The following is an 11,903-nucleotide window of genomic DNA, read 5'->3' on the forward strand; positions in this document are numbered from 1 at the left end:
TTGAAGAGCCAGAAGCCTTTATATATAAGTTATCCAGCCCCCCTCATGGATATTTTCATAAATTTTTGCATAGGTTTGCATAGGTAAAGCTAGACAATGCTATAGTAAAAAACAAGAATTGAGGAAAAAGCAATTTCAGAGTATGTAAGCCCAAAAGAGGCAGCACGACGACTGGGAGTAAGCGTAGACTCCTTGAGACGATGGGAAGCTGCGGGCAAAATTAAGGCAATCCGAACCCCATCTGGGCAGAGAAGATTTGACATTAACTCCTACGTGCCAGGCGATAAACCTGATACAAAGCCAAAGGCAAGCTCAAAAAATGTCAAGACAACAGATGAACCAACCCTGCGTCAGATAGCTAAGGGAATAGTTCAGTATGCACAACAAATGCAAAAGCTAAAACTTTTCCCTTACCCAGCAGTTCTGCAACTGGGAGTAGAGAAATTACAAGCTAATTGTGTGATGCAAACTAAAACTCAACCTCAAGGGGTTCCAGATTTCCTCACTAACTGGGCGGAACATCCTATTAGAGATTGGACTATTGAAATTGACTGCCCAGAAGAGTGGAAGGATGTTCAATTTGTAGAAGACCAAAAGCCTAGTGGTTTTTGTATTGAGTTAGACGGGTCATATATTAACGAAGCCGAGCGGATTCAAAAAGAGGTGATGGAAGAAGTTTTTAGAAAATCTGCACAAGACCCAAACTTATATATAGAGTTTCGCCGTTTACTTGTTAGCAACCCTGTGATCACAAAAGGAGAGCGAGATGTAAAAGCAGTTCTGCAACTCAAGCCATTACAAAAGGTCTTAGAAGATAGTTATGAAGAAGCTCCAGCTTCTTACAAAAAACAGGGGAAGTTTTATTGCTGTGGTCACTGTAGCGGGTTAATGCATCGGACTGTGGACAATCAATTAAAGTGTGAAAACAAACACTGTGCTAAACAAAAGAAAGCTCCAGTTCCTTTTGAATGTGATAAAGATGACCAAGTTTTATGGCTGAAAAAAGGGCTGCGATATTTTATTCATCGACCAGGGTGTGCAGAACTAAGAATAGAAAAACGTATGAGGGAGTTAGGATTAGAAGTAACTCTCTATCCAGATTTTGATAAATACGACCTGCATATTGTCTTTCCTGATCAAACAGTTTGGGCAGTTGACGTAAAGTTTTGGGAATCTGCATATAACTTAGCTAAAAAGGTTAACGAGCCTATACCTAGACTTCCCCATCAGCCATACCACGAAGCATTTTTTGTATTTGCTGATGAAATTAGAGAGTATGGAGACGAATATATTCAAGAGTTTATAAATCACTGTCCAGTTAAATTAAAAAAGTCTCAGGCAATGTTTGAAGGGACTTTTATAAAAGCAGTTGAGAAAAAATTAAAAATTTGTCAATTATGAGAAATACAAAAGAATGGCGGACTCGACTAATTAAAGAAGGATTAGACGAGAATTTATGTGATGTAGAGTTAGGACTGTACTTATTAAGTTCTTTAGTTCCTAATGCTCCCGCAAGTAGTCTATGGGTATTGCTGACTGGTTATCCTTTCTCTATTCCAGAATCCAAAAGCTGGAGTCAGTTGCAACATAAAATGTATGCCTCTGGGCGTTATCTATTAACAGAGTATAGAAGACCTTATGTATGGTCAGAAGCACTGAATAATTATCGTAATTTGGCCGCAGACCAGAGGGGCTATGAAGTATCTGAATCTTTAAAAGAGTTTAAAATCAATAGCAATATAACAATTGCCAATTTTAGATTTGACATATATGCCAAAACATTAAAAAATCCTATCCCATTATATAAAAGACGCGAAATAAAATGGGCAGAAGCTGACCAGACATATAAGTGTGAAGTAAATGGAATCATAGAAACAATTACAATCCCTTCTGCTCTTGTAAAGTCTCCGCCAAACGGACACAATTTAAGTGGTAAATCCCTACGAGAGCCACTTTGTATAACTTGGAGAGAGCTAGAAGATACCGCAGCATGGATGGATAGACAATGTAGTAAGCGGGGGCTAAAATCCCACTGGAAAACATGGATAAAGAATGTCAAATTACAGGTTTTTAATGATAATGATTGTTTAGTCCAAGTTGAATCTCTAACCATCAACAAGATGATGCATCTAGTAGGGATGGTATCATCAGGCAAATCCAACTTAATGAAAGTTCTGGCAGTTTGGGCAGCAAGAAAAGGATTACACATCACGTTAATCGTAGGAGATATCCTTCAAATTTTTGAATTGGCTAAGACTTTTGCTGATGTAGGAGTAACCGATGTTGCCCCAATTTTAGGAAATTCAAACAGAAAGAGTCATATTAATCGATTACATCAAGCTGTTTATAATAACCATCCTGAAGAACCATTCAATCAAGAACATCCTGGTTTTCAATGGATAAGTAATACTTGCTTACTGAGCGGTTTGGTTAACCCAGAAATGTCAAAACCGTTTGAAATAGGCAAACAACCTTGTCTCTCTCTACAACTTATTAAAAAATCAGAATCAACGGATATAGAAAATAATGAGGCAGATGAGAAACAGTCAGAGTCACCAAAAGCGAAAATGGCTTGTCCTGCTTACAGCGTATGCTCTTTCCATCAAAAAGAACGAGATTTAGTAAAAGGTTCCATCTGGATTGCTACACCGGGAAGTCTAATTTATAGTAGGGTGCCACAGCAGATCAACCAAGAAAGCTTACTTTATGCTGAGTTGGTTTGGAGGCGTAGTGACTTAGTAATTGTGGATGAAGTAGACCAATATCAAGCTTATCTAGATAAGGCATTTAGCCCAGAGCAAACATTACGCCGACCAACAAGAGATGCTTGGTTAGATGAAGTTTTGCAAAAGGTTGAAGCTGAATTGGTACGTCAAAATTCTCAACCACTTAGCAAAAAAATCGTCAGCGATTGGTGGGATGCTTCTCAACAAGCTAAACGAGTCACAGACCAAATTTATTGGATGTTAGGAGGGGACTATCCTGAATTATCTCAATGGCAAAATAGTAAAAAATATTTTACAGATTGGTTGCTATTGCGAGAAGTTGCTATTGATTTAGCCGGAACAGAAAATGCCGATAATTTAATGAAGGATATATTTGAACCTTATATAAATAATCTAGACAATGACAAGGATTTACTTTTTACCCTCACTCATAAAGCCAGTGGTAAGAAAAATTCTCTTATTGAATGGGTCAAGAAACAAGCCACTATTCCTTTAGAACCACAGAAGATTCAAGAAATTGCCGTTAAGTTAGAGTTTGCATTATTAGTCTGCGTTCTACAAAACAAACTTTACTTTATGATGCGTCACTGGAGGCAAGTACAAGATACCCTCAAACTAGAAGCAGAAGATTCAATGTGGTTTCAAGCACCACCCGCAGACTACAACGCAATAATTCCCGCGATGCCAATGGGAAATCAGTTGGCATTCCAGTATCACAAATCTTATAAAGAACAGTTAGGAAGTCTGCGGTTTTTTCGTTGTACGGGTGTTGGTCGTTGGTCACTTCTACATTTCAATGATTTGTTCGCCAGTGACAACATAGCAAGTCCGCATATATTGCTGATGTCAGGAACAAGTTGGGCGGGTAAATCTCCGGCATACCACGTTGATGTACCAGTAACCGGAGTCCTGTCACCAAATACTAATAAGGGATTTTCAATCTCCTCTGAGTTTTTACCGTTATACGATGAGCAAAATCGACCAATCTTTGTATCAGGAACAGGGGATAAAAAACAGAAGAACTTGGAGAAAATTGTCACGAAGTTAGTAGAGGAAGAATATTTAGAACAGAAACTAATAGACCTTAAAGGACGAAAAATATTGTTGGTAGTTAATAGCTATGAACAAGTAAAAATAGTCCACGAACATTTAGTTCGTCTAGGGTGGGGAAATCGAGTTATAGCTTTAACAAGAGATGATAATAAATCTGAATGGCTAGATGATGATTCAGAGAATGAAAGTCATAACACATTGCAAAGAGGACGAGTATCTGAGTTTGCCAATAAACCTGACAAGGTAATTCTAATAGCCCCGCTAAAAGCGATAGAGCGTGGTCACAATATTGTTGATGAGAAAGGAATGGCAGTAATTGGGGCAGCTTACTTCCTGGTTTTACCCCACCCAAGCCCTGATGACCTCAGTTATGCGATTCACTCCATAAACCGTTGGGCAATTGAAAATTACAAAACATTTGAGGAAGAAAATCTGGAAGACTTAGGTAATAATTTTCGAGACACAGCTTATCGTCAATGGTTGCGGTTGCTACACCTACCAGTAAGGCTAAGAACTCTTGATGAAAAAAACTTACCTGCTATGCATTGGGATATTGCTGTTTCACTTTGGCAGGTAGTAGGTCGGCTTATTCGCGGCAGTAGTAATGCAGAACTCTTTTGGTGCGATGCCAAGTTTGGGCTTAATGTTGCACAGATGAATGAACAAGAGGATACCCCTTCAACAAGTATCCTTATTGGCATCCGAGATTTGCTACAACCTTATTTTGAGGAGGATGATTTTCAGATTACCCAACGGGATAGGCAGATAGTTCAAGCTCTTTATCGCCCATTTTATGAAGCGATCGCCAAAACTAAAAATCTTTTCTGATGTTCTTCCGTAAACATTTCACAAATTTACAAATAATTTGATTTATGTCATCACCTAAATACAACAAAATCCGCCTGTGTGCTTTCCGCCTCAAACACAACTTACCCGCTAAAAATTTTTATGCACTGAAGTTTCCAGAAACAGTTAAAGACTCATTAAAAAATCTTGTAGCCGAGAGAGATAGCCGCCCTAAAGATAAAGTTGGTATTCCCATCACATCACTCAATGAAGCTCTACGGGCAAGTATCCCTGGTTTAATTTACATTGGTAAAATTTGGGATAAAAATTGGTTATATAGTCCAGTTGAAATTCCAATAGATAAATTATCAGTAATTTTCTCTCATTGGCTAGATACTGAGTTTCCAGATGAACACCCAAACAAGCGCAAGAAAGGGATAACCTTTGACCAACGACAAGCTGTAATGCAGCAACTGTCGAACCCTAACAATTTCAAGTGGGAAATGGTGACTCTAGAAACGGAATTATGGAAAAAATATGCTAATGGAACCGCCAATATTACTGAAAATGCAGATGGATTTATCCTATTGCCTGATATTCTAGCAACGCAACTGAGTGACCCAAACTTAAAGTTCAAATTAAGTGATGAAACAATTCAGTTCTATCGCTGTGCGCCAATAGAAGGAGCAGGAGCAGAGTTGATATCTTGGCCTCCGCTATCGTACACAGAAAACAAACATACTTACTATTACTCAATAGTTCTGACTTTGAAAGTACAAACGGTTCCATTCCAGCCATATCCTCAACTGCAATGTGATATGAGTATCCGGCGGTGGTGCAGTAGAAATGATACTGGTTTGCTACCAGGGCAAGCTAGTTCTGTGTATATTCGTACCAAGCTTCAATGGGGTGAGGGATTAAATCCTTACGGTTATACCGAATACTTTCAAGTCGCTCCACTGGTATGGAAAGGAGAGCCTAAGTGGAATAATAACTTAGCTGGGTTATTAGCTCAATTCAACCCGCTTCCATATACCCCAGAGCAAATTTTAGCTAATCCCACACAAGCACTTAATTTCTCAAATATTCCTAACATTTGTGTTACTTACAAAGATGGGATAATTCCAGGTCATAAAGTAGGTAAAGGATTGCCACCAACCAACCGTCGTCAATTAGCTGAACAAATAGCATTGTTGTTAAAAGATGATTGGGAACTAATAGAAGATGAGCGGTTTAATTATCAAATAAATACTAAGCAATCTGCTCAAATATTTGATTTACCCAAGCCTGATGGTACATCTTGGACTATGGGTATCCCAAAAAGAAAAAAAGCGGAATCAGAGGAGCAATTTAAAGATAGGTACGATAAATTTTTAAAAAAACAAGAATTAGAGAGAGATAAACTTAAAAGTAAATATAATAGGTACGAAAAGCTTTTAATAAAACAGGAATCAGAGAGAAATACTTTTCATAAAAAAGAAGATGAAACAGATGAAGAATTTAAAATTAGATACGATAATTTATTAGAAGAATTTACAGAAAAACTCCGCTCAGAGAGTAAAAGACTTTGTGAAGCTATACGTAACTGTATTGGCAAAGAGCTAACCATCGAAATTTGGTATATTAATGAGTCAACACGGGATGCACTTATAAAAGCAATATGGTATTGCCTGGGGTTGAAGACAGCGACAACGGGTATTCATAATTTCCCAGATATAGATTTGACTATAACTATACGCACGCAAGAAATAGGTAAATTAGCAGAACGTTTAGCTTTATCTACAGATAAAACAAAAAAACCAAATTCCAAACAACGAGAAGAAGCTATTAAGAGTAGAAAAGCTGAAGTAGCAAAAACTGTTAATCAAATGCAACCTGTCACAGGGAAAGTAGGGGTATTAGTTGAACTTTATGGCGAAAACCATTGGAAACCTGAATGGACAGACCCCCAAGCAGCTATTCGTTTAGGCTTTGCTCAAGAGAAAATTGACAGGGTATCTAAGTTTCTTGTCCCTGAACATGAGGAATTAAGAAAGGAATATGAAAAGGCAGCAAAAGATAAAGGAAGAGAGTTAAACAGGCGAGAGCAGAATGAAATTAACGAATTACAAGAAGAACTGCCGCAGAAAGCGATAACTTCTTTTTTAGACCTACTGCGGTCGTTGGGAGTACAAATAGCTCCGCCTCGCATAGTTATCCCATCAGCAATTCTTCCTGAACCTCTTACTTATGTTGGTTTATTTTTGGTTAATCGCACTTCTAAAACCAGCGCGCATGGGAAACAACAACTCATCCCAGTTATGGTGAAAATGCGTTCTGACTCTCAAACAATAGAAGCTACTTTTAATGGTCTATCTGATTGGATACCCTACGATGAAGCTTTAAGAAAGATAAACTCAAAAGGAACATCTATTACAGGAGACAACAACGAGTTAAAAAAGGAGATCAAAGGATTTATCAAACGAATGCTGCAAAGCAAAGAGTTAAGAGGTAAAGATACATTACTCCTCTGTGATGCTCAAAATATCCGACGGTATTGGACATGGCTACAAGATACACAAATATCTCAGGAAGGGATAGTTTTTGGCACTGAATCTCCTCAACTGATGCCAAAACTTCGCGTAGTTCGGGTACGCCAAGATGGAGAAACTCCAGAATGGTATGCTCTGCATGATCAAGAGAAACAGAAGGTGAAGTTGTTTGATAATTTGCTGGAACTTGAACAAATAAGTGTAGCGACAGAGGGACTATTTAATACGAACAGCAATGAACGTATATTTCTTAGTATTGGGCAAAAGTCTAATACAATGCCAAAGGAAAAACGAGATTTCAGTAAATTGGATAAACCTCAACTCCACTGGTCAAACCCTGCAATACTTGAGTTAGTAGTGGCTTGCATACAACCAAAAGATGAACCTTGGCATTGGGCAGTATTGACGCATGAATTGCGTCGGATGGCATTGCAATACAAAGACACCTTAGCTCGTCCAATTGTTCTTCACCTAGCAGCGCAGATGGGAGATTATGTTTTGATGGTGGATGAAGATTCTTCAGAAGACGAATAAATGTCATCTCATAGCTTGATCAAAGCAAAAACATGGGCTTGAGTAAGCCCAAAACAAGGGTAGCTGTCGCCAGAGCCAGCTGCTCAAAATTGATATCACTCACTGATAGCAATGATTTATCAACCAGGGGTATAGAAGCAAGTACAGACGATTTTGATAGCAGTATTGCTATCAACTATTGTCATCCCTACCTCTGCTCAACACACCCTGGAACACCCTAACCCCAAAAGATGGATGATGGTGTTCGTTACTGTCACCTCTCTGCTCTTTGACCGTCAGATCACGTACTTCCTCGTCAATCCTTACACTTTTATCGAAGAAAATTTCTCCCTATCACCCTCTTCAATTGTCAATTATCTGACAAATACTTTTCAAACTCCTCCCTCACCTGTGTCAGGACATAGTGCGACAATATATCTTTTCGCACCACTTAGAGTAAAAATCACGCCTTTAACAACTAAGATATAGCTTGAGTATTCCACTTCCCAATCTCTGCTGCGCTATGACATCGATCCATCCGGAAAATCTCAGCGTTCTCGAAAACTCACTCGCCTTAGCGATCGGTGAGGATTTCTCGCTAGAAAATGACCCTGATGTAATTGGGCAGTTGATTGGGGATAAGCGATCTCTAAATACTAAACGCGAATACCAAAAAGACCTGAAAGATTTTTTTCTGTTCGTTGCCAAGAAAGAACCCAGCCGGGATTTAGTGTTAGAGTTCCTTCACCTGGAACAGCGTCACGCCGTTGCTGTGGTTCTCAAGTACAAAGCACACCTCATCAAGAAAAAACTGGCTGAAGCTACGGTGAACCGTCGTCTCAGTGCTATCAAGTCAATGGTAGAGATGGGGCGACGGCTGGGGGTCTGCAATTTTTCTTTAGATGATGTCAAAGGTGAAAGGGTCGAAACCTACCGGGACACTACAGGTATTGCCGCTACTGACTATGCCCAAGTTATAGCACTGGTTGACCAGAACACCAAAAAGGGCAAGCGTGACTATGCGATTCTGCGGTTACTTTGGGATAATGGCTTGCGCCGTAATGAGATAGTCAATTTAAATGTGCATGACTTTAACCCGAAGGAGAAAACGCTCTCTATTCTGGGGAAAGGCAAGGGTAGCCAAAAGGAAGTGCTTGACCTATCGGACAAAACTGCATTGGCGATCGCCGGTTGGATTAAAGCTTCTAAGAAAAAACGTGGCGATGACCCGCTTTTTACGGTGCTGGCATATCACAAGAATGGCGCGAGATTAACCGGGGAGGCAATCAGGCGATTGGTCGATGGGCTATGCAAGCAAGCCGGAATTACTAAGAAGATGTCACCCCATCGCATCCGCCACAGTGCGATTACTACAGTTTTGGATCTCAATAATGGTAACTACCGGGCTACTCAACGTTTCAGCAGACACGCCCAAGTGCAGACGGTGTTGAAATATGATGATAACCGCCAACGTTTGCAAAAGCAGATGAGTGACTCGATATCAGAATTGATTTAAAAAATAGGTGGAGTTTGACCGCATCTAGAAAGACAATTCTTGAAGTTAAAGGAAATAGCTAGCAGGGAAGACTAAGTAAAGCATTTTAAAGTAATTTCTCCATTTCCAGTAACAAAATATGAGCTATGAGTTTACCTGTGGTAAAAGCTATACAAGAAAAGATATATTTCGTATTATTGGGCTTATAGAAGAACCAAAAGGTGGTAATTGGTACACAGGCTATACAGGACATAAAGGAGATTACTTTATTTTTTGTAATATGGGTATTCCTGGTAGAACAGGCCACGACTATAATAATCACTTCATAGGAGATAATTTAATCTGGTTTGCCAAAAATGATACGAAAATATACCAGCCTGAAATTCAAAATTTAATTAACCCAAAAGTCAAAAAATATATATTTATCAGGTCAAGGAATACAGAAGCTTTCACATATGTAGGTTTAGGACAAGCGAAATCTTTTGAAGAAACTTCACCCGTTAAAATTATCTGGAAGTTTATTGATGAAGATGAAGTTAATCCAATTAGGTTACCAGAGGAAGTAACAGAAATTCAAACATACATTGAAGGCTCGACTAAGCAGATTACAGTCAACATTTATGAACGTAATCCCGATGCCCGACAATTTTGTATAAAACACTATGGTGTAATATGTCAGGTTTGTGAATTTAGTTTTGAGAGGGTATACGGAGTCATTGGTGAAGGTTATATCCACGTTCATCATTTAAAGCCATTATCAGAAATTGGTAAAGAGTATGAGCTTGATCCAATAAAAGATTTGCGTCCAGTATGTCCCAATTGTCACGCAATGCTTCATAGAAAAAAGCCAGCTTATACTATTGATGAGCTAAAATCTATTATTCTGAATAATGGCTAACTACGTTAATTTATGCTTAGTATGCAAGTTTAAATATCACAAAAATTAAGAGTTAATCAAAACTGAGAATAGTTTGCTTTTGATAATTGTTCAAATCAATTGATTCTCCTGCACAGATGAGATTATAAATTTCCTGCATCTCATCAATAGTATTTTCTTTGGTTAGGAATCGGAATGCAGAAGCTGCAAGATATTCTGGTTGTTCTTCAAAAGCCAACCACAGACGATTTTCAGCTTCTGCAACCTGACCGGTGGTGTTAGAACCAGCGAAAATATCCACTACTAAATCACCTGGATCTGTTAGGAAACGGATAAAAAATTCAGGAAGTTTAGCAGGAAACCTGGCGGGGTGCTGCTTAACCGAAACCGCTTTACAACCGTCTAAATATTGACCGTTAGATTCGGTGTTAGAAATTTGCAACAGATTAGACGGAATGGCTCCGCCGTTATCCTTGGCAAAGGCTGTACCAATGTCATGACCGGAAGGACGTACTTTTGGTTTGTAAAACTTGTCTGGAGCTTCCAGCAATTTCTTCATGCGATCGCTGTAGGGTGCAAGGACTTTGGTCACATCAGCTTTGGGAAACTCCGTCTTACTGAACCACCACACGGTATTCACCGAATCTTTAGCCCGCAGTTTGCGTTTGTTAACCCACTCAATAGGGCTGGGTAGTTTAGACGGGTTGTACCAATAAAAGTCTTCAGCTAAGAAAAAACCAATGTCATCGCAAAAGCGTATAGGCACTCGATAGTTATACAGGCTGCGGACAGGAACCCCTTTTTCATAAGCTCCACCCAAATCCACTACAAAACTACCATCGTCACGTAGTTTTTTGTAAACGAGTGCGGCAAACTCGCTGAGCCAGTCCACATATTCGTGTTGTTCTTTGTTGCCGTATTCTTTTTTACGCTGAAGGGCAAAGGGTGGGCTAGTGACAACTAGGTTAACACTACTATCTGGTAATTTTTGCAAGAGTTCACGGGAATCGCCACAGTAAGCAGCTCCTTTGCGAGTGAAATAAGCAGGTTTTATGTCTTGTAAGTACACGTTTGGGTTCATCACAAATGATACTTATAATCTGTAGAGGTTAAGTAGTCAATAGAACAATTCCGGTATATAACCGAAGAAAAAACAATTACTAAAATGAGGAAGTTATTTGCGGATAATGCACATAAAGCACGGCAGGCTGGTTGCATCTCACAGGAGAGGCTGGCAGAACTGGCTGGGCTGCGCCGCACTTGTATTGGCTTAGTGGTTCGAGGTGAAAGGAACATATCAATAGATAACATTGAACGGATCGCTACAGCGTTAGGTTTAAAAGCAGTGAATTTGCTAGGGAGGGACAAGGAGTGCTAAAACCACATCCCGATCTAGAAACACTGGAGATACTGTTTCCTGCTATACAGCAGTACCAACAATTAGCATCGAAGCACGGTATTAACGACATTTTTCAGGATAATGGTGGCAAACTACTGCAAGTTCTGCTGATACTTGGTTTGACCGTCCTTCCGGGGCGAGAGGGAAACGATGCCATCGATCTGGATGGAAATGAATACGAATTAAAATCAATCAATATTGAACTCACAAAAGGGTTTTCAACCCACCACCACATGAACCCTATTATCATTAACAAATATCGCCAGGTTGATTGGATTTTTGCCATTTATAAAAATATTGAAATACAAACAATTTATCGTCTCAAACCAGCAAACTTAGAACCGTTTTATACTCTTTGGGAAACTAAGTGGCACACCGATGGACAGAAGGACATTAACAACCCAAAAATTCCCTTAAAATATGTAGTCGAGAATGGCGAATTGCTATACGGCGCTCCTCCTAGCATCTTGACCAAAAGAAGACGATAACATCTAAAGTACTTAATTTAATCACATTTTATTTT

General features: G+C 39.2%; 8 protein-coding genes. 7 read left to right on the top strand and 1 reads right to left on the bottom strand.

What is annotated here, in order from left to right:
• The first annotated feature begins 132 nt into the window (after window positions 1-132).
• From GNE10_RS36325 to GNE10_RS00970, 5 genes are all read left to right on the top strand, one after another.
• A complete protein-coding gene (locus tag GNE10_RS36325; protein ID WP_185563275.1) occupies window positions 133-1,401 on the top strand; it encodes a MerR family DNA-binding transcriptional regulator in 1,269 nt (422 codons plus the stop codon).
• On the top strand, window positions 1,398-4,607 hold the full coding sequence (locus tag GNE10_RS00955; protein ID WP_185563245.1) for a hypothetical protein: 3,210 nt from the start codon (window positions 1,398-1,400) through the stop codon (window positions 4,605-4,607). Before GNE10_RS36325 ends, GNE10_RS00955 begins: the two co-directional genes overlap by 4 nt.
• 44 nt (window positions 4,608-4,651) lie before the next feature.
• A complete protein-coding gene (locus GNE10_RS00960) occupies window positions 4,652-7,630 on the top strand; it encodes a pPIWI_RE module domain-containing protein (protein WP_185563246.1) in 2,979 nt (992 codons plus the stop codon).
• Between the two features lie 502 nt (window positions 7,631-8,132).
• Window positions 8,133-9,125 carry a tyrosine-type recombinase/integrase gene (locus GNE10_RS00965; RefSeq protein ID WP_185563247.1) on the top strand — a complete coding sequence of 331 codons (993 nt, stop codon included), beginning with the start codon at window positions 8,133-8,135 and terminating at the stop codon, window positions 9,123-9,125.
• Window positions 9,126-9,243: 118 nt separating this feature from the next.
• Window positions 9,244-10,002 (top strand): DUF3427 domain-containing protein, encoded by a 759-nt coding sequence (locus GNE10_RS00970; protein WP_185563248.1) that lies wholly within the window; start codon window positions 9,244-9,246, stop codon window positions 10,000-10,002.
• A 52-nt stretch (window positions 10,003-10,054) separates the two neighbouring features.
• On the opposite strand, the gene GNE10_RS00975 is transcribed toward GNE10_RS00970, so the two are convergent.
• Window positions 10,055-11,062, bottom strand: a complete 1,008-nt coding sequence (locus GNE10_RS00975) for a site-specific DNA-methyltransferase (protein WP_185563276.1) — start codon at window positions 11,060-11,062, stop codon at window positions 10,055-10,057.
• 84 nt (window positions 11,063-11,146) lie between these two features.
• On the opposite strand from GNE10_RS00975, the gene GNE10_RS00980 reads away from it, so the two are divergent.
• Complete coding sequence (locus GNE10_RS00980; protein WP_185563249.1) at window positions 11,147-11,359, top strand: helix-turn-helix domain-containing protein; 213 nt, start codon at window positions 11,147-11,149, stop codon at window positions 11,357-11,359.
• On the top strand, window positions 11,353-11,868 hold the full coding sequence (locus tag GNE10_RS00985) for a restriction endonuclease (protein WP_185563250.1): 516 nt from the start codon (window positions 11,353-11,355) through the stop codon (window positions 11,866-11,868). The genes GNE10_RS00980 and GNE10_RS00985 overlap by 7 nt, the downstream gene beginning before the upstream one ends.
• The last annotated feature ends 35 nt before the right edge of the window (window positions 11,869-11,903 follow it).

Origin of the sequence: Nostoc sp. 2RC (assembly GCF_014222165.1) — a bacterium.
In the GTDB taxonomy this organism is placed as follows: domain Bacteria; phylum Cyanobacteriota; class Cyanobacteriia; order Cyanobacteriales; family Nostocaceae; genus Nostoc; species Nostoc linckia.

Bases quoted from the DNA above. Each gene is read 5' to 3' on its own strand.
- GNE10_RS00955 (WP_185563245.1), top strand. From the start codon at position 1,398: ATGAGAAATACAAAAGAATGGCGGACTCGACTAATTAAAGAAGGATTA.
- GNE10_RS00970 (WP_185563248.1), top strand. From the start codon at position 9,244: ATGAGCTATGAGTTTACCTGTGGTAAAAGCTATACAAGAAAAGATATA.
- GNE10_RS00960 (WP_185563246.1), top strand. From the start codon at position 4,652: ATGTCATCACCTAAATACAACAAAATCCGCCTGTGTGCTTTCCGCCTC.
- GNE10_RS00965 (WP_185563247.1), top strand. From the start codon at position 8,133: ATGACATCGATCCATCCGGAAAATCTCAGCGTTCTCGAAAACTCACTC.
- GNE10_RS00975 (WP_185563276.1), bottom strand. From the start codon at position 11,062: ATGAACCCAAACGTGTACTTACAAGACATAAAACCTGCTTATTTCACT.
- GNE10_RS00980 (WP_185563249.1), top strand. From the start codon at position 11,147: ATGAGGAAGTTATTTGCGGATAATGCACATAAAGCACGGCAGGCTGGT.